This is a genomic window from Enterobacter sp. UPMP2060 (assembly GCF_053709655.1).
The window spans coordinates 16,252-35,067 of sequence record NZ_JBSKJQ010000011.1; the positions used below are offsets into that span (position 1 = coordinate 16,252).

At 59.0% G+C, this 18,816-nt stretch carries 18 protein-coding genes; 14 read left to right on the forward strand and 4 right to left on the reverse strand.

What is annotated here, in order from left to right; translation table 11 throughout:
- Positions 1 to 5: 5 nt before the first annotated feature.
- From phnL to phnP, 5 genes are read left to right on the forward strand one after another with little or no spacing between them, the layout of a single operon-like run.
- On the forward strand, positions 6 to 686 hold the full coding sequence (phnL, locus tag ACWKXN_RS18210; protein ID WP_454544114.1) for a phosphonate C-P lyase system protein PhnL: 681 nt from the start codon (positions 6 to 8) through the stop codon (positions 684 to 686).
- Complete coding sequence (gene phnM / locus ACWKXN_RS18215; protein ID WP_454544115.1) at positions 683 to 1,819, forward strand: alpha-D-ribose 1-methylphosphonate 5-triphosphate diphosphatase; 1,137 nt, start codon at positions 683 to 685, stop codon at positions 1,817 to 1,819. The genes phnL and phnM overlap by 4 nt, the downstream gene beginning before the upstream one ends.
- Entirely contained in the window at positions 1,816 to 2,367 is a 552-nt protein-coding gene (gene phnN, locus ACWKXN_RS18220; protein WP_236903190.1) for a ribose 1,5-bisphosphokinase, read from the forward strand. Before phnM ends, phnN begins: the two co-directional genes overlap by 4 nt.
- Positions 2,360 to 2,794, forward strand: a complete 435-nt coding sequence (gene phnO, locus ACWKXN_RS18225; protein ID WP_182931448.1) for an aminoalkylphosphonate N-acetyltransferase — start codon at positions 2,360 to 2,362, stop codon at positions 2,792 to 2,794. The genes phnN and phnO overlap by 8 nt, the downstream gene beginning before the upstream one ends.
- A gap of 9 nt (positions 2,795 to 2,803) precedes the next feature.
- Entirely contained in the window at positions 2,804 to 3,562 is a 759-nt protein-coding gene (phnP, locus tag ACWKXN_RS18230) for a phosphonate metabolism protein PhnP (protein ID WP_094935049.1), read from the forward strand.
- A 40-nt stretch (positions 3,563 to 3,602) separates the two neighbouring features.
- Here phnP and yjdP read toward each other — a convergent pair whose 3' ends face one another.
- Together yjdP and ACWKXN_RS18240 are read right to left on the reverse strand one after the other, a co-directional pair.
- Positions 3,603 to 3,926, reverse strand: coding sequence for a DDRRRQL repeat protein YjdP (yjdP, locus tag ACWKXN_RS18235; RefSeq protein ID WP_033144428.1), 324 nt, complete (start codon positions 3,924 to 3,926; stop codon positions 3,603 to 3,605).
- A 69-nt stretch (positions 3,927 to 3,995) separates the two neighbouring features.
- Positions 3,996 to 6,278, reverse strand: coding sequence for an ATP-binding protein (locus tag ACWKXN_RS18240; RefSeq protein WP_033144427.1), 2,283 nt, complete (start codon positions 6,276 to 6,278; stop codon positions 3,996 to 3,998).
- Between the two features lie 231 nt (positions 6,279 to 6,509).
- Here ACWKXN_RS18240 and ACWKXN_RS18245 point away from each other — a divergent pair, with 231 nt between their 5' ends.
- From ACWKXN_RS18245 to ACWKXN_RS18270, 6 genes are all read left to right on the forward strand, one after another.
- Entirely contained in the window at positions 6,510 to 8,030 is a 1,521-nt protein-coding gene (locus tag ACWKXN_RS18245; RefSeq protein WP_454544116.1) for a sugar ABC transporter ATP-binding protein, read from the forward strand.
- Positions 8,027 to 9,022: an ABC transporter permease subunit gene (locus tag ACWKXN_RS18250; protein ID WP_032662554.1), complete on the forward strand. Its 996-nt coding sequence runs from the start codon at positions 8,027 to 8,029 to the stop codon at positions 9,020 to 9,022. The genes ACWKXN_RS18245 and ACWKXN_RS18250 overlap by 4 nt, the downstream gene beginning before the upstream one ends.
- Before the next feature lie 32 nt (positions 9,023 to 9,054).
- Entirely contained in the window at positions 9,055 to 9,996 is a 942-nt protein-coding gene (locus tag ACWKXN_RS18255) for an ABC transporter substrate-binding protein (RefSeq protein ID WP_021242935.1), read from the forward strand.
- Positions 9,997 to 10,110: 114 nt separating this feature from the next.
- Positions 10,111 to 10,797, forward strand: a complete 687-nt coding sequence (locus ACWKXN_RS18260; protein ID WP_047059282.1) for a D-lyxose/D-mannose isomerase — start codon at positions 10,111 to 10,113, stop codon at positions 10,795 to 10,797.
- A gap of 10 nt (positions 10,798 to 10,807) precedes the next feature.
- A complete protein-coding gene (locus tag ACWKXN_RS18265) occupies positions 10,808 to 11,668 on the forward strand; it encodes a ketose 1,6-bisphosphate aldolase (protein WP_033144425.1) in 861 nt (286 codons plus the stop codon).
- Positions 11,668 to 12,672, forward strand: a complete 1,005-nt coding sequence (locus tag ACWKXN_RS18270) for a carbohydrate kinase family protein (RefSeq protein ID WP_039262394.1) — start codon at positions 11,668 to 11,670, stop codon at positions 12,670 to 12,672. Before ACWKXN_RS18265 ends, ACWKXN_RS18270 begins: the two co-directional genes overlap by 1 nt.
- On the opposite strand, the gene ACWKXN_RS18275 is transcribed toward ACWKXN_RS18270, so the two are convergent.
- Positions 12,669 to 13,400, reverse strand: coding sequence for a response regulator (locus ACWKXN_RS18275; protein WP_029740750.1), 732 nt, complete (start codon positions 13,398 to 13,400; stop codon positions 12,669 to 12,671). The two genes, ACWKXN_RS18270 and ACWKXN_RS18275, sit on opposite strands and share 4 nt — an antisense overlap.
- Before the next feature lie 256 nt (positions 13,401 to 13,656).
- On the opposite strand from ACWKXN_RS18275, the gene fdhF reads away from it, so the two are divergent.
- From fdhF to ACWKXN_RS18290, 3 genes are all read left to right on the forward strand, one after another.
- Positions 13,657 to 15,804 carry a formate dehydrogenase subunit alpha gene (fdhF, locus tag ACWKXN_RS18280; RefSeq protein WP_454544117.1) on the forward strand — a complete coding sequence of 716 codons (2,148 nt, stop codon included), beginning with the start codon at positions 13,657 to 13,659 and terminating at the stop codon, positions 15,802 to 15,804.
- Between the two features lie 323 nt (positions 15,805 to 16,127).
- Positions 16,128 to 16,280 (forward strand): Hok/Gef family protein, encoded by a 153-nt coding sequence (locus ACWKXN_RS18285; RefSeq protein ID WP_032644722.1) that lies wholly within the window; start codon positions 16,128 to 16,130, stop codon positions 16,278 to 16,280.
- Between the two features lie 121 nt (positions 16,281 to 16,401).
- Complete coding sequence (locus tag ACWKXN_RS18290) at positions 16,402 to 17,076, forward strand: tetratricopeptide repeat protein (protein ID WP_048976119.1); 675 nt, start codon at positions 16,402 to 16,404, stop codon at positions 17,074 to 17,076.
- A gap of 83 nt (positions 17,077 to 17,159) precedes the next feature.
- Here ACWKXN_RS18290 and gltP read toward each other — a convergent pair whose 3' ends face one another.
- Complete coding sequence (gene gltP, locus ACWKXN_RS18295) at positions 17,160 to 18,473, reverse strand: glutamate/aspartate:proton symporter GltP (protein ID WP_023310067.1); 1,314 nt, start codon at positions 18,471 to 18,473, stop codon at positions 17,160 to 17,162.
- Positions 18,474 to 18,816: the final 343 nt, after the last annotated feature.

Consider the following 18,816-nt stretch of genomic DNA (forward strand, 5'->3'; position numbering starts at 1 on the left):
CCAACATGATCCACGTACAAAACGTAAGTAAGACCTTTGTGCTCCACCAGCAAAACGGCGTGCGCCTGCCGGTGCTGCAAAATGCCTCATTAGAGATCAGCAGCGGCGAATGCGTGGTGCTGCACGGCCATTCCGGCAGCGGAAAATCCACCCTGCTACGCTCCCTGTACGCCAACTATCTGCCGGATGAAGGCCACATTCACATTCGCCACAATGATGAATGGGTCGATCTGGTGCAGGCCCCCGCGCGCAAAGTGCTGGAAGTGCGCCGCACGACGATCGGCTGGGTGAGCCAGTTTCTGCGGGTGATCCCGCGGATCTCCGCCCTGGACGTAGTGATGCAGCCGCTGCTGGATCTCGGCGTGCCGCGCGAAGCCTGCGCCGCCAAAGCCGCCAGCCTGCTGACGCGCCTCAACGTGCCGGAGCGCCTGTGGCATCTCGACCCGTCGACCTTTTCCGGCGGTGAACAGCAGCGCGTCAATATCGCCCGCGGGTTTATCGTCGACTACCCGATTTTACTTCTGGATGAACCCACCGCCTCGCTCGACGGCAAAAACAGCGCCGCCGTGGTGGAACTGATCGAACAGGCCAAAGCGCGCGGCGCGGCGATCGTCGGGATCTTCCACGACGACGCCGTACGCAGCCGCGTGGCGGACAGATTGCACCCGATGGGGGTCCACGCATGATTATCAATAACGTCAGGCTGGTGCTGGAAAATGAAGTCGTTAATGGCTCGGTTGAAGTTCATGAAGGCGTTATTCGCGCCTTTGCCGAAACCCAAAGCCGTACCCCTGAAGCGATGGACGGTGAAGGCGGCTGGCTGCTGCCGGGGCTGATTGAGCTGCATACCGATAATCTGGACAAATTTTTCACCCCGCGCCCGAAGGTCGACTGGCCCGCCCATTCGGCGATGAGCAGCCACGACGCGCTGATGGTCGCCAGCGGCATTACCACCGTGCTGGACGCGGTGGCGATTGGCGACGTGCGCGACGGCGGCGATCGACTGGAGAATCTGGAGAAGATGATTAACGCCGTGGAGGAGACGCAAAAGCGCGGCCTCAACCGCGCCGAGCACCGTCTGCACCTGCGCTGCGAGCTGCCGCACCACACCACCCTGCCGCTGTTTGAAAAGCTGGTCGGGCGCGAGCCGGTCTCGCTGGTCTCCCTGATGGACCACTCGCCGGGGCAGCGCCAGTTCGCCAACATTGAAAAGTATCGCGAATACTATCAGGGCAAATATTCTCTCAGCGATGCGGAGATGGCCCGCTACGAGGAAGAGCAGCTGGCGCTTGCCGCCCAGTGGTCGCAGCCAAACCGTATCAGGATTGCCGCGATGTGTCGTGACCGCAATATCGCGCTGGCCAGCCATGACGACGCCACGCACGATCACGTGCGCGAATCCCATCAGCTTGGCAGCGTGATCGCCGAATTTCCCACCACGTTTGAAGCGGCTGAAGCCTCCCGCAGGCACGGCATGAACGTGCTGATGGGCGCACCAAACATCGTGCGCGGCGGATCGCACTCCGGCAACGTCGCGGCAAGCAAGCTTGCCTCCCTCGGCCTGCTGGATATCCTCTCATCCGACTACTACCCCGCCAGCCTGCTGGATGCGGCGTTCCGGGTTGCCGACGACGAGAACAACAGCTTTACGCTGCCGCAGGCGATTCGACTGGTGACGAAAAACCCGGCCTCGGCGCTTAATCTTCAGGATCGCGGGGAAATCGCCGAGGGTAAACGCGCGGATCTGGTGCTGGCCCACCGCAAGGGCGAGCACGTTCATATCGACCACGTCTGGCGTCAGGGAAAAAGGGTGTTCTGATGGGAAGGCTCATCTGGTTAATGGGGCCCTCCGGCTCCGGTAAGGACAGTCTGCTGTCCGCCTTACGGCAGCGGGAACATCCGCAGCTGCTGGTCGCGCACCGCTATATTACCCGCGCGGCCCATGCCGGGAGCGAAAATCATATCGCCCTGAGCGAGCAGGAGTTTTTCATCCGTGCCGGGCAAAACCTGCTGGCGCTGAGCTGGCACGCCAACGGTTATTACTATGGCGTGGGCATCGAAATCGACCTCTGGCTGCATGCGGGGTTCGACGTGCTGGTTAACGGCTCGCGTGCGCATCTGCCGCAAGCGCGCGCCCGCTATGAGGCGGCTCTGCTGCCGGTCTGCCTGCAGGTTTCGCCGGACGTTCTGCGCAGCCGGTTGCAAAGCCGGGGGCGTGAATCAGCCCGTGAGATCGATCTGCGGCTTGAGCGTGCGGCCCGCTATGCCCCGTCGGACTGCCACATCCTCAATAACGACGGAAGTTTGCTACAGTCAGTCGATACCTTTTTATCGCTTATCCGTCAGAAGGAGAAACAGCATGCCTGACTGCCAGCTTCGCCCCGCCACCGCCGACGATGCGCAGAGTGTTTACGCCCTGATCTGCGAGCTCAAGCAGGCAGAGTTCGATCGCCAGGCGTTCCACGCGGGCTATCTTGCCAATCTGCAGGATCGCAACATGCGCTACCAGCTTGCGGAGAGAGAGGGACAGGTCATCGGCATGATCGGGCTGCACATGCAGTTTCACCTGCACCACGCGCGCTGGATCGGCGAGATCCAGGAGCTGGTGGTGATGCCGCAGGCGCGAGGGTTAAAGGTCGGAAGTCAGCTGCTGGCCTGGGCGGAAGAGGTAGCGCGACAGGCCGACGCGGAGCTGACCGAACTTTCCACCAGCGTGAAGCGCACCGACGCGCACCGTTTTTACGTTCGTGAAGGATACACGCAGAGCCATTTCCGATTCACCAAACCGCTGTAGAGGTGCGCTATGAGTCTGACCATCACGTTGACGGGAACGGGTGGCGCCCAGCTGGTGCCGGTCTTTGGCTGCGACTGCGCGGCGTGTCGCCGGGCGCGCCTGCAGGATAACTATCGCCGTCGCCCGTGCAGCGCGGTGGTGAAATTCAACGATGCCGTCACCCTGCTGGATGCCGGTATTCCGCATCTGATGGACGACTGGCCGGCGGGCAGCTTCCAGCAGTTCTTGCTCACCCATTACCATATGGATCACGTTCAGGGGCTGTTCCCGCTGCGCTGGGGCGTGGGGGCGACGATTCCGGTTTACGGTCCGCCGGACGACGCCGGGTGCGACGACCTGTTTAAGCACCCCGGCATTCTGGATTTCAGCCACACGGTCGAACCGTTTGTGATGTTTGAGCTTCAGGGTTTGCGGGTCACGCCGCTGCCGCTCAACCATTCAAAACTGACCTTCGGGTATTTGCTGGAATCGGCCCACAGCCGCGTGGCCTGGCTTTCCGATACCGCCGGATTGCCGGAAAAAACGGTGAAGTTCCTGCTCAACAATCAGCCGCAGGCGATGATTATCGACTGCAGCCATGAACCGCGCGAGGAAACGCCGCGAAACCATTGCGACTTAAATACCGTGATTGCGTTAAACGAGATAATTGGCTGCCCGCAGGTGATCCTGACGCACATCAGCCATCAGTTTGACGTGTGGATGATGGATAACCCGCTGCCGCAGGGCATAGAAGCGGGCTATGACGGGATGGTGCTGGTACTGGATTAGGTTTTCTCCCTCTCCCGTGGGTGAGGGCAACAGCCCGCACTTAGCCTCGATCGTAATCGTCTTCTAACCTGCGCTCATCCTCTTCCAGACGACGTCTGTCGTCATCCAGCTGACGCTGACGTTCATCTAAACGACGGCGTCTGTCTTCAAGCTGCCGACGACGATCGTCGTATTGTCGACTGTCGATTTGACGGCTGCGGTCATAACGATCGTCGTCGTCATTGCTGCGGCTGCTGCTGGGGTTATAGGCATCGTTGATCGCCTGCTGAATGTTGCCAATAGCATCATCAACAATATCGGCATGAGCCAGTTGGCTGGTGAGTGACAGCAGACCGAATAACAGAGCAGTTGAGTAACGTTTCATAAGGCCAGACTCGCAGGTGAACTGGCCTTACGATAATGAACGGCGGGAAGCCGGGGTAGCGGAGGAATCTCAAATTACCATAACCTTGCGCAGCGCCTGCGCCAGCTGCACCCGCGTAAACGGCTTACGCAGTAGCTGGACGTCCGGCAGCTGAGGGTTATGCGCGGGCCGTAGATCCTGGCCGCTGATCAGCAGCACAGGAAGCTGCGGATAATGGCTGCGCACATGGTTAATCACCTCAGCGCCGCTCAGACTGCCGGGTAGCATCAGGTCGCTGATAAACATGCCAATATCCGGCGACGCCGCCAGCATATTCAGCGCCTGCTCGCCGTTGTCCGCTTCCAGCGTCAGGTAACCAAGCTGGTGCAGCTGCTCGCACAGGGTTTGCCGAACATCCGCCTCATCTTCCAGCACCAGGACCAGCCGCTCGCTATCGACGGAGGCGGTGGCTGACAGCGCTTCATCGTCTGCCGCAGCAGGCAGCACCGAGCGCGGGAGGTGAAGCCGAACGGTCGTTCCCTGCCCCGGCGCGCTTTCAATCTCCACGCGGCCACCGGACTGGCGCACAAAGCCGTAGACCATCGACAGGCCTAACCCGCTTCCGCTTCCGGTCTGCTTGGTGGTGAAGAACGGTTCAAAGACCCGGGATTTCACCTCCTGCGACATGCCGCTGCCGCGGTCAATGACCTCCAGCGCCACCATATCCTGCCTGCGCCCGTCGCTGCGGGTGACGCGCTGATTCCAGGTCCGAATTTTAATCACCCCGCTTTGCCCTTCCATCGCATCGCGCGCGTTCATCACCAGGTTGATGATGGCGTTTTCCAGCTGGCTAACGTCAATCCACGCGGGCCATGCCGGGGTTTGCGCTTCAATCTCCAGAGTGAGGGTAGCAGGCAGGGAGTGGCGCATCAGCTCCCGGAGGTTCTCCAGCAGCGGCAGCATCTCTACCGCATGCGGCGTCAGGGACTGCTTGCGGGAAAACGCCAGCAGGCGCTGCGTCAGTAAGGCCCCCCGCTCGGCCGCCTTCAGCGCCCGGGTAATGCGCGGCGCGTCTTTTGATTCGGGGTCGGTGAGCTCAAGGCTGCCGATGATTACCGCCAGCAGGTTGTTAAAATCATGCGCCAGCCCGCCGGTCAGCTGTCCGACCGCCTTCATCTTCTGGCTGTGCAGCAGCGCCTCTTCCAGCCCCTGACGCTCAACGCGGTCGATCTCCATCTGCGTGGTTTTCTCTTTCAGCAGGCGCGTGGTGTGCTCAAGCGAGGCGGTATTGCGGGCAAAAACGTTAAACGCGCGCGCCAGCTCGCCCAGCTCATCGCGCCGCTGGAGGGCGGGAACGGAGACATCCTGTTCGCCGTGAGCAAGGCGCGACATTGCCCGGGAAATCGCCGTCAGGTTAGAGGCCAGATTGCGGTAGATATACCAGCAGGCGCACCCGGTGATGATCAGCGCCAGCACGGCGAAGAAGCTGATAAACACGCTGATGGACTGCAGCTCGTGATGGCTCTGGGCCGTGCGAAGCCGGGAGGCCTGCGCCACCTGCCCGACGTACTGATTAATGTCGCTGTTGAGGATCGCCACCAGCGCCTTAATGTGGAACATATACCAGCTTATCGCCAGGTCGCTCTCTTCCAGCTGCTTCGACAGCGGGGCGAGCTTGCCTAACTCGGCATTAAAATCTGGCAGAACCCCCTTCACGACCGGCTGTACGGCACTCCGGGGCAGCGCAGCGGCTACGGCGTCCAGCTGCTGAACGGTCGCGCGCGGCGAAGGAGTGTCGATGGCGGCGGCGATCAGCCGGTCCATCTCCATCAGCTGCTGCGCATCCGGCACGTTGCTGTCGTAACGGCGGTTGATGTCCTGCAGATGACGCAGGTAGCTCTGGCTTTGATACAGCGAGCTCAGCAGCGCGTTACGCTCCAGATGGCGCCGCTGGCCGCGCTCAAGCATCTCCGTCACGCTCTGCTGTAGCTCATTGCTTCGTTGAATAATACGCGCCACCAGCGCCGGCTCCTGCTGCGCCAGCGGCGCTTCCGCAAGCTGTTCCAGCGAGCGGCGCAGCGCCATTTGCGTCTGCTTCAGGCGCTCGGCTTCGCCTTTGTACTCCAGCGCCCCGACGACCTGCGAAAGCCGCACCGCCGCCGTCGCCACGTTGGCGGTATCGCGGGCCAGGTTCATGCTGCCGGTCATATCGTCCAGCGTTTGCTGCTGAACCTGCTCCTGGATTTGACTGGCGTGACGAAAGCCGAGCACCGCCACGCCGCTCACCATTAGCGTCACGGCGACCACCAGCAGATTAAAAATCAGCAGGCGGCCTCGGGCGCTGGCGAAAAAGGGCGGACGGCGTGATGGCATGGGCTTGGGCTCCTGTGCGGTTTGGTGCCCTCACCCTGGCCCTCTCCCCAAAGGGGCGAGGGAATGATTTGCTCCCTCTCCCTTTCAGGGAGAGGGCCGGGGTGAGGGTAGTTCAATAACTGTGATCTACATTAGCTATTCATAACTATGACAAATATGAACAGCTTCTGACATTTTGCATTTACGCACCTGTGATGAAGTGCAGATATCGGCATTCGCAGGAGATCCGCCATGAGCAGAACCCCGGTATTAGAGATGCGCAGCATTGCCAAAACGTTTGGCAGTTTCCACGCGCTCAAGGGTGTGGATTTGACGGTCTTTCCCGGAGAGATCCACGCGCTGATGGGCGAAAACGGCGCGGGAAAAAGCACGATGATGAAAATTCTCGCGGGAGCCTATACCGCCACCAGCGGTGAGATCCTGATCGACGGTCAGCCGTTTCACATTAAAGGGCCGAAAGATGCGCTGGCCGCAGGCATTACCCTGATTTATCAGGAGATGCAGCTCGCGCCCAACCTCACCGTTGCCGAAAATATCTTTCTTGGCAGCGAGCTGTCGCGCGGCGGGGTGGTGCAGCGCAAAGAGATGGTCGCCCAGGCGCAGGCGGTGATTGAGCGCCTCGGGGCACAGTTCAATGCCACCGACCTGGTGATGAAGCTGACCATCGCCGAGCAGCAGCAGGTGGAAATCGCCCGCGCGTTGCACCGCAACAGCCGCATTCTGGTGATGGATGAGCCCACCGCCGCCCTCTCCTCGCGGGAAACGCATCGCCTGTTTGAACTGATTTTGCGCCTGCGCGATGAAGGGATGGCGATCATCTATATCAGCCACCGCATGGCGGAAGTGTATGAACTTTCTGACCGCGTCAGCGTTCTGCGCGACGGGCAGTACGTCGGCAGCCTGACGCGCGACAAGCTGAACGCCTCCGAGCTGGTGCGCATGATGGTGGGCCGCCCGTTAAGCGATCTGTTCAACAAAGAGCGTGATATTCCCCTCGGCAGCCCGCGCCTCAACGTCCACCACCTCACCGACGGTAAAAAGGTACAGCCGTGCAGCCTGCAGGTCCGTTCCGGCGAAATCGTCGGGCTGGCGGGCCTGGTTGGGGCCGGGCGCTCCGAGCTGGCGCAGCTGATTTTCGGCGTGCGTAAAGCCACCGGCGGCATGATTGAGGTCGACGGCGAGCCGGTGGTGATCCACTCCCCGCGTGCGGCCATCGAAAACGGCATCGGTTTTCTCACCGAGAACCGCAAGGAGCAGGGGCTGTTTCTGGAGCTGGCGGCGCAGGAGAACATCACCATGGCGACGCTGGAGCGCGACGCCACCTTCGGTATGTTAAACCGCAAAAAAGCCCAGTCGATTTCCGATGACGCCATTGCCCTGCTTAACATCCGCGTGCCCCATTCGCAGGTGCGCGCGGGCGGGCTGTCCGGCGGCAATCAGCAAAAGCTGCTGATCTCCCGCTGGGTGGCCATCGGTCCGCGCATTCTGATTCTGGACGAACCCACGCGCGGCGTGGACGTCGGCGCGAAAAGCGAGATCTACCGCATCATGAACCAGATGGCGCGCAAAGGGGTGGCGATTTTAATGATCTCCAGCGAGCTGCCGGAAGTGGTGGGCATGAGCGACCGGGTGTACGTGATGCGGGAAGGCAGCATTGCGGGTGAACTCCACGGGCGCGACATCTCTCAGGAAAACATTATGACGCTGGCAACCGGCGTGAACGACACTCATCATCAGGCGGTGCAATCATGACAACTCCAACCCATCCGCAGCAGGTGGCGAAATCCGCCTCCGCCAAAAAAATGCTGATGAGCGATCTGATGCAAACGGTCGGCATCCTGCCGATTCTTATCCTGATTGTGGCGGTATTTGGCTTTATCGCCCCGAACTTCTTCACCGAGAGCAATCTGCTCAACATTACCCGTCAGGCGTCGATCAACATCGTGCTGGCGGCGGGAATGACCTTCATCATTTTAACCGGCGGGATTGACCTCTCCGTGGGCTCGATTCTGGGTACCACGGCGGTAGCGGCGATGGTGGTCTCGCTTATCCCTGAATTTGCGATGCTCTCCATTCCGGCCGCGCTGATGCTCGGCATGGTGCTGGGTCTGTTCAACGGCGCGCTGGTGGCCTTTGCCGGGCTGCCGCCCTTCATCGTGACGCTCGGCACCTATACGGCGCTGCGCGGCGCGGCGTATCTGCTGGCGGACGGCACGACGGTCATTAACTCCAACATCAGCTTCGAGTGGATCGGCAATAACTACCTCGGCCCGATCCCGTGGCTGGTAGTCATTGCCCTTGCGGTGATTGCTATCTGCTGGTTCATCCTGCGCCGCACCACGCTCGGCGTCCACATCTACGCGGTGGGCGGCAACATGCAGGCGGCGCGACTGACCGGCATCAAGGTCTGGCTGGTGCTGCTGTTTGTCTACGGCATGAGCGGCCTGCTCTCCGGGCTCGGCGGCGTGATGAGCGCCTCGCGCCTCTACAGCGCCAACGGCAACCTCGGCACGGGTTACGAGCTGGATGCGATTGCGGCGGTGATCCTCGGCGGCACTAGCTTCGTCGGCGGGATCGGCACGATCACCGGCACGCTGGTCGGCGCATTAATCATCGCCACCCTCAACAACGGCATGACGCTGATGGGCGTCTCCTACTTCTGGCAGCTGGTGATCAAAGGGGCGGTGATCATCATAGCGGTGCTGATCGACAAATACCGTACCCGACACCATCAAAGTGCATAACAACAAAACCCTACAGCTTCGAGGAAAACAACATGCGTTTGAAACCGTTAGTGACCGCGCTCTGTGCTGGCGCGCTGCTTGCCGCAACGCCGTTTGCGCAGGCAAAAGATCTGAAGTCCATCGGCGTGACGGTGGGCGACCTGGCCAACCCGTTCTTCGTGCAGATCACCAAAGGTGCCGAGCTGGAAGCGCGCAAGCTGGCTGGCGATAACGTCAAGGTGACGCTGGTCTCCAGCGGTTACGATCTGGGCCAGCAGGTGGCGCAGATCGATAACTTCATCGCTGCGAAGGTGGACATGATCATCCTCAACGCCGCGGATTCCAAAGGGATCGGCCCGGCGGTGAAGCGCGCGAAGGACGCCGGGATCGTGGTCGTTGCGGTTGACGTGGCGGCGGAAGGGGCGGATGCGACCATCACATCCGATAACACCCAGGCGGGCGAAATGGCCTGTAAGTACATTACCGATCGCCTGAAAGGCAAAGGCAACGTGGTGATCATCAACGGACCGCCGGTCTCTGCGGTGCAAAACCGCGTGGAAGGTTGCCAGACGGAATTCAAAAAACATCCGGATATCAAGGTGCTCTCGGATAACCAGAACGCCAAGGGCAGTCGTGAAGGCGGTCTGGAAGTCATGACCTCCCTGCTGGCGGCCAATCCGAAGATCGACGGCGTGTTTGCGATTAACGATCCGACGGCGATCGGTGCCGATCTGGCCGCGAAGCAGGCTCAACGCAACGAGTTCTTTATCGTCGGCGTGGATGGCAGCCCGGACGGTGAGGAAGCGCTGAAGCGCGAAAACTCCCTGTTTGTCGCGACCCCGGCGCAGGATCCGCAGGTGATGGCGGCAAAAGCGGTGGAGATCGGCTATGACATTCTTCAGGGCAAACCTGCGCCGAAAGCGCCTGTGCTGATCCCGGTGACGATGATCGATAAAAAGAACGTCGGCACGTATAAGGGCTGGACGGTTAAGTAACTTCGGTGCGGCCTGATGCCCTCACCCTAACCCTCTCCCACAGGGAGAGGGAACTTACTCCCCCTCCCCCTGAGGGTGAGGGCTAGGGTTTTGCAAAAAAAGCCAGGAGTCCCCATGAAACGCTCCGACATCAATGAAATTCTCGGCCACACGCGACAGTTTTTTTCCATGCACGACGTGCACCTCCCGCCGTTTGCCAGCTTCCCGCCAACGAAATGGCAGCAGCTTGACCAGGCCGCATGGCAGGAGGTGTTCGACCTCAAGCTCGGCTGGGACGTGACGGCGTTCGGCGGCAACAGCTTTGCCGCTGAGGGCCTGACGCTGTTTACCCTGCGCAACGGCTCGCCCAACGGCGTGCCTTATGAAAAGTGCTATGCCGAAAAAATTATGCACGTGCGCGACGGCCAGGTGACGCCGATGCATTTTCACTGGCGCAAGCGGGAAGACATCATCAACCGGGGCGGCGGGAATCTGATTATTGAGTTATGGAATGCCGGGGCGCATGAAGAGACGGAAAACACCGACGTGACGGTCACCGTCGACGGCTGCCGTCAGACCCACGCGCCCGGAAGCCAGCTGCGCCTCACGCCAGGGGAAAGCATCTGCCTGACACCCACTCTGTACCACAGCTTCTGGGGCGAACGCGGCTTCGGCGACGTGCTGGTTGGGGAGGTGTCATCGGTAAACGACGACGAGCACGATAACCACTTTTTGCAGCCCGTTGCCCGCTATAACAACATCGAAGAAGACGAACCGGCGCTGCTGGTGCTGTGCAACGAGTACAACCTGTTTCGGATATAAGGAGTAAATGATGCCATTGATCTCTCTTGCCGACGGTCTGGAGCACGCCAGGGCGCATCGCTACGCGCTGGGCGCGTTTAACGTGCTCGACTCCCACTTCCTGCGCGCGCTGTTCGCCGCCGCGAAGCAGGAACGCTCACCGTTTATCATCAACATCGCCGAAGTGCATTTTAAGTACGTCTCCCTGGATTCGCTTGTCGAAGCGGTGAAGTTCGAAGCCGCCCGTCACGATATTCCCGTGGTGCTCAACCTCGACCACGGCCTGCATTTCGAGGCGGTGGTGCGCGCCCTGCGCTTAGGGTTCAGCTCGGTAATGTTTGACGGCTCTACGCTAAGCTATGAGGAGAACATTCGCCAGACGCGGGAGGTGGTGAAGATGTGCCACGCGGTCGGCGTGTCGGTGGAGGCGGAGCTGGGCGCAGTCGGTGGCGATGAAGGCGGCGCGCTATACGGGCATGCGGATGAAGCGTTCTTTACCGACCCGCAGCTGGCGCGCGAGTTTGTCGATTCAACCGGCATTGACGCGCTGGCGGTTGCCATCGGCAACGCGCACGGCAAATACAAGGGCGAGCCGAAACTCGATTTCCCACGCCTGGACGCCATTCGCCAGCAGACGGGCCTGCCGCTGGTTTTACACGGTGGCTCCGGGATTAGCGATGCCGACTTCCGCCGCGCCATCGAGCTCGGCATTCATAAAATCAACTTCTACACCGGCATGTCGCAGGCCGCACTCGCCGCCGTTGAGCAGCGCATGGCGAACCGCCAGCCGCTGTACGATGAATTTGCCGAGCTGCTGCTGGGGATAGAAGAGGCGATTGCCGATACGGTCGCCGAACAGATGCGCATCTTCGGCAGCGCGGGGCAGGCATAATGGAACGCAAAGGCATCATCGCCGCAGGCAACATGCTGGTGGATCACGTCCACCAGATCGTGCAGTGGCCGGAGCGCGGCTGGCTGGCGGAAATTACCCACAGCGAACGCTCAACCGGCGGCGCGCCGCTCAACGTGCTGCTGACGCTGGCGAAAATGCACGTTGGCCTGCCGCTGCAGGCGGTGGGGCTGATTGGCGAAGATGCCGACGGGGATTACATTCTGGCGATGCTGGACCAGTACCACGTCAACCGCCAGCGCGTCCAGCGCACCACCTTTGCACCAACCTCCATGTCGCAGGTGATGACCGATCCCAGCGGACAGCGCACCTTCTTCCACTCGCCGGGCGCCAACCGCCTGCTGGATCTTCCCGCCTTCGATCGCTTAGACGGATCGATGAAGATCTTCCATCTCGGCTACCTGCTGCTGCTCGACAGCCTGGATATGCCCGATGACGAGTTTGGCACCCGCAGCGCGCGCCTGCTGGCGCAGATGCGCGACCAGGGGTATGAAACGTCGCTCGATCTGGTTTCCCGCAAGGGCGACCCGCGCTATCAGCCGCTGGTGCTCCCTGCCCTGCGCCACCTTGATTATCTGGTGATTAACGAGCTGGAAGCCGGGGAGTTTAGCGGGCTGGAGATGCGCGACGCCGACGATGCGCTGAATATCGCCCATATCGCCGATGCCGCGACGCAGCTGCTGGCGGCAGGCGTGCGTCAGCGGGTGGTGATCCACTGTCCGGAAGGCGCATGGGGCGAAGCGCCGGGTGAGCAAGGCCGCTGGATCCCATCATGGTTGCTGGAGCAGAAAGAGATTGTCGGCAGCGTTGGCGCGGGCGATGCGTTTTGCGCGGGGTTTTTATACGGCTGCCATGAATCGCTGCCGCTCACGGAGAGCATTTATCTGGCACACGCCTGTGCGCGGGCCAGCCTGCTGGCCGCCAATGCGATTGACGGCGCGAAAACGCTGGCCGAGCTGCAGCTGTTTATCAAAGAGAATACCTAGGCCGCTTTCTCGCTATGGGAAACATCGGTGGCAAACACATAGCCCAGCCCACGGATGGTTTTGATGAGCGCAGGCTGATGCGGATTAGCCTCGATCTTCCGGCGCAGGCGCATGATCAGCACGTCAATCGTGCGGTCGAACACGTCCGCGCTTTCGCTGTGGGTCAGCTCAAGCAGCCGGTCACGGCTCAGCACCCGACGGGCATTTTGCGTGAGCGCCAGCAGCAAGCCGTACTCGCCCTGGGTTAAGGGGACAGGGTTACGCTGCGGATCGCTCAGCTCACAGCGGGTGGTATCGAGCGTCCATCCGTTAAAAGCAATGCCCGCTACGGGCGCTGCGGGGACTTCCGCAGCCAGCACGCCCGTACGGCGCAATACCGCCTTAACGCGGGCGACCACCACGCGCGGGTTGAACGGTTTGCCAATATAATCGTCGGCCCCCATCTCCAACCCCACCACCACGTCTGACTCACTGCCCAGCCCGGTTAACATGATCACCGGCAGCGCCGGGCGCTGCTTTTGCAGCTGCAGCAAAACCTGTAAGCCGTTGATATCCGGCAGCATCATATCCAGCAGCACCAGCGCGATATTCGGCTCCTGCTGTACCTGCCGCAGTGCATCCTGGCCGTTATGGCAGACAAGCACGCTAAAGACGTGCTCGCTCAGCACGTCCTGAAGCAGTTCGCAGACTGCCGTATCGTCATCAACCACCAGGATCGCCGGTTTCATCGTATGCTTCCGTCAGGGGATTATGTTAAGTCTGAACCATTCTGCCGTCGGCTCCAGTCAAATGGTTTTTTCAGTGACGGAAATTCAACCCATGTCACATCCGCTGCCCTGTCGACACGTCAATTTTGACGATTGGCTGCTTTTTGTCAGGGTTTTCACCGCGAAGGGACCGTAAAGTCAGGGTATACCCATACAAAAAACATGGCATAGAAGCTGCATAGTGGGTGCGAATGATTCGATTAACTGGAGCAGACTGATGAAAAAAGTCGTCACGGTTTGCCCTTATTGTGCCTCAGGTTGCAAGATCCACCTGGTGGTCGATAACGGCAAAATCGTCCGGGCGGAGGCCGCACAGGGGAAAACCAACCAGGGCACGCTATGCCTGAAAGGTTACTACGGCTGGGATTTTATTAACGATACCCAAATCCTCACCCCGCGCCTGAAAACCCCTATGATCCGCCGCGAGCGCGGCGGCAAGCTGGAAGCCGTCTCCTGGAGCGAGGCGCTGGATTACGTCGCCACGCGTCTGAGCGCTATCAAGGCCAAGTATGGCCCGGATGCGATTCAGACCACCGGCTCTTCACGCGGGACCGGGAATGAAACCAACTATGTGATGCAAAAATTCGCGCGCGCCGTTATTGGAACCAATAACGTCGACTGCTGCGCTCGCGTCTGACACGGCCCATCGGTTGCAGGTCTGCACCAGTCGGTCGGTAACGGCGCAATGAGTAATGCCATCAACGAGATAGATAACACCGATCTCGTCTTCATCTTTGGTTATAACCCGGCGGATTCTCACCCTATCGTCGCGAACCACGTTATTCGCGCCAAGCAGAACGGGGCGAAAATCATCGTCTGCGATCCGCGCAAAATTGAAACCGCGCGCATTGCGGATATGCACATCGCGTTGAAAAACGGCTCGAACATCGCGCTGTTGAACGCAATGGGGCACGTCATTATTGAGGAGAACCTGTACGACCAGGCGTTTGTCGCGACCCGTACGGAAGGTTTTGAAGAGTATCGGAAAATTGTCGAAGGCTATACGCCAGAGTCGGTGGAAACAATCACCGGCGTCAGCGCGCAGGAGATCCGCCAGGCGGCACGGATGTATGCCGGGGCGAAAACCGCCGCCATCCTGTGGGGAATGGGCGTGACCCAGTTCTATCAGGGCGTGGAAACCGTGCGTTCTCTGACGAGCCTCGCGATGCTGACCGGCAATCTGGGTAAATCGCACGTCGGCGTCAACCCGGTGCGTGGGCAGAATAACGTCCAGGGCGCCTGCGATATGGGCGCGCTGCCGGACACCTACCCGGGCTACCAGTACGTGAAGTTTCCGGAAAACCGCGCTAAGTTCGCGAAGGCCTGGGGCGTGGAAAGCCTGCCGGAACACACCGGGTATCGCATCAGCGAGCTGCCGCACCGCGCGGCGCACGGCGAAGTGCGAGCGGCCTACATCATGGGTGAAGATCCGCTCCAGACCGACGCCGAGCTGTCTGCGGTGCGCAAAGGGTTTGAGGATCTGGAGCTGGTGATTGTACAGGATATCTTCATGACTAAAACCGCGGCGGCGGCGGATGTGATTTTACCGTCGACCTCCTGGGGCGAGCATGAAGGCGTCTACACGGCGGCGGACCGCGGCTTCCAGCGCTTCTTTAAGGCGGTCGAGCCGAAGTGGGATCTGAAAACGGACTGGCAGATCATCAGCGAAATAGCCACCCGCATGGGCTACCCGATGCACTACAACAACACTCAGGAGATCTGGGACGAGCTGCGCAATCTGTGTCCGGACTTCTACGGGGCAACCTATGAAAAAATGGGTGAGCTGGGGTACATCCAGTGGCCGTGTCGCGATGAGTCAGAAGCCGATCAGGGGACGTCATACCTCTTTAAAGAGAAGTTCGACACCCCGAACGGGCTGGCGCAGTTCTTCACCTGCGACTGGGTCGCGCCGATCGATAAACTCACCGACGAGTATCCGATGGTGCTCTCCACCGTGCGTGAAGTGGGCCACTACTCCTGCCGTTCGATGACGGGTAACTGCGCCGCGCTGGCGGCGCTGGCGGACGAACCGGGCTACGCGCAAATCAACACCGCCGACGCTGAGCGCCTCGGCATTGAGGATGAAGCGCTGGTGTGGGTGAATTCGCGCAAAGGCCGGATCATTACCCGCGCGCAGGTCAGCGATCGTCCGAACAAAGGGGCGGTCTATATGACCTACCAGTGGTGGATTGGCGCCTGTAACGAGCTGGTGACGGAGAACTTAAGCCCGATAACCAAAACGCCGGAGTATAAATACTGCGCCGTACGCGTGGAGCCGATTGCGGATCAGCACGCTGCAGAACAGTATGTCATCGACGAATATAACAAGCTGAAAGCCCGACTGCGCGAAAGCGCAATGGGTTGAAGCCGTTAATTCATCAGTGAATAAAGGGAGTGAGATATTCACTCCCTTTTTATTTCCGATTAACTCATCAAATATATCAATTATTATTCTGGAAAGCGGCTCGCAGAAATAATGTAATTCTCGCGAAAAAGAATTACATCTTTGCATTTTAATTCAGAGGGATAAGATGTGCGGCGGGTGCTTAAGACTTTCTGTCTTGAGCATTGTTGAGGGACAGAAAGTAGAAAGCCCCGGGAAATTTTCATTTACCCGAGGCTACTCTCCCTCAACTCCGACAAGTTGAGAGTAGCCTCTTATTCTTTTTTTGACAAGGAGTAAAAGGCATGACGCCATTAAAAACTGCGTTAGGCATTGTCTTTATTATTTGCCTGACGATAGTGATCTTTACCTTTATTACTCGAGGTAAGTTATGCGAGTTTTCAATAAAGGGTGAACATCAGGAGGTGGCGGCAAAATTAGCCTGTAACGCAGGCTAACCTCTACGGGCGGAACCACGGTTCCGCCCGGCTTGCAGGATGCTGAGGTCTTAATGCACCCATTTTTTTCTTCTGTCGCCGCGATTATACTGCGCGGCGTGTACCTCGATGATAAGAACCCATGAAACATATTTTTCTGTTGTTGTTACTTTTTACATCGCTTGTCCGTGCCGACGAGATTGGCAGCCAGTACAAAGAACAGGCTGAAGCGGGTGACGCCCGTGCCCAGTATTATTTGGCCGATACATACTTTAGCTCCGGTGACAGCAAGCAGGCCGCGCTGTGGGCCGAGAAAGCCGCTAAAGGTGGCGATGTCGACGCCATGGGGCTGCTCTCGCAAATCCTCTTTACCCAGGGAAATTATGCGCAAGCTAAGGCACTGGCGCAGCAGGCAACCATCGCGGGCAGCAAACGCGGCGCGATCATGCTGGCGCGCGTGCTGGTCAACACTCAGGCTGGTACAACCGACTATCCCCAGGCCATCAAACTGCTGCAAACGGCGACCGAAGATATCGACAACGATTCTGCGGTAGATGCGCAAATGCTGCTGGGGCTGATTTATGCCAACGGCGTTGAAGTGGCCCAGGACGACGTGCAGGCCGCCTCGTGGTTCAAGCGGAGCTCGGCACTTTCACGCACGGGCTACGCCGAGTACTGGGCGGGGATGTTGTTCAGGCAGGGTGAGAAAGGCTTTATCACACCCAATAAACAGAAAGCGCTGTACTGGTTGAACCTGAGCTGCACTGAAGGCTTTGATACCGGATGCGAAGAGTTTGATGCGCTGAGCGGAGAGTAAAGCATTGCCCGGTGGCGCTGCGCTTACCGGGCCTACGGCTTGTGTAGGCCGGGTAAGGCGAAGCCGCCACCCGGCTTTTAACATTACTGGTCAGCCGTCTTATCAAAACGACCCAGCACCTCGCGTTCATACGCCAGCGCTTTTTTACGATCGAATTTGTGTTCCCACTTGGCGATAACCAGCACCGCCAGGGCATTCCCCACCACGTTCAGCGCGGTACGCGCCATGTCGAGGATACGGTCGACACCGGCGATAAACGCCAGACCTTCCAGCGGAATACCGACGCTGCCAAGCGTCGCCAGCAGCACCACGAAGGAGACGCCCGGAACGCCTGCAATACCTTTTGACGTCACCATCAGCGTCAGCACCAGCACGATCTCCTGCCACAGCGACAGGTCAATGCCGTACAGCTGCGCAATAAAGATAGCGGCGATGCTCTGGTACAGCGTCGAACCGTCCAGGTTAAAGGAGTAGCCGGTCGGTACCACGAAGCTGGTAATAGAGGCAGGCGCGCCGTAGGCTTCCATCTTCTCAATGATGCGCGGCAGCACGCTCTCAGAACTTGCCGTGGAGTACGCCAGAATCAGCTCATCTTTCAGGATGCGAATCAGGATCCAGATGCTCAGCCCGCACAGGCGCGCCACGATCCCCAGCACCACCAGCGCGAAGAACAGAATGGCGAAGTGCACCAGGAGCACCAGCTTCGCCAGCGGCCACAGGGAGGCAAAACCGAAGTTCGCCACGGTGACGGCGATAAGCGCAAACACCCCTACCGGCGCGTAGCGCATCACCATGTGCGTCACTTTAAACATGGTTTCGGAGATAGAGCGGAACACGGTCACCAGCGGCTCACGGTGCGTCGCCGGCAGGGAAGAGAGCCCCAGACCAAACAGCACCGAGAAGAAGATGATGGGCAGCATCTCGCCCTTCGCCATCGACGCCACGATGTTGGTCGGCACCAGCGACAGGATAGTGCCCATCAGGCCATGCGCATGGCTCTGCACGTCAGCGGTCGTACTTTGGTATTTCGAAATATCCACCGTTGCCAGCTGCGACATATCGATCCCGGACCCCGGCTGGAACACGTTCGCCAGCGTGATACCGAGGATAATCGCAACCGTAGTGATCACTTCGAAATAGATAATGGTTTTCGCACCAATACGGCCTAACTGTTTCGCATCGCCGACGCCCGCAATACCGACCACCAGCGTCGAGATCACAATCGGCACCACAATCATCTTGATCAGATGAATAAAGATATCCCCTGCCGGTGAAAGCAAGTTCGCAATCAGCCATTCGCGGCTGTCGCTATGATAGTGGAGGTAACTGCCCAGCAAGATGCCCAGCACAAGGGCGATTAAGATCTGCCAGGCAAGGCTGACTTTAACGTTTTTCATAGAAACTGACTTCCTCAATGAAGCGCCTTGTTCACTCAAACTGCATGAACAGGGAGACATACTGAAAGGGTATGAATTGTGTTGCGTTGGTTTATGGGATTTTTTAACGCGGCGTATGAGTATCATTTGCGCGACCTGTTGCGCAAGCCTTAAAGAACGACGCGTTTCACTCACAAAAGCGACGATGACGGGAGTTTGTTCTAATTCTGATAAATAACCTTTTGTTATAAAAACGCTTTTTTTAAACATAAATGTGAATAATCGTCAGCATCAATTATTTTCCTTCAAAGTTTCATTCGCTCAATTTTCATACTCTTCAAACAATGCGTGATCTGTAGCCCAA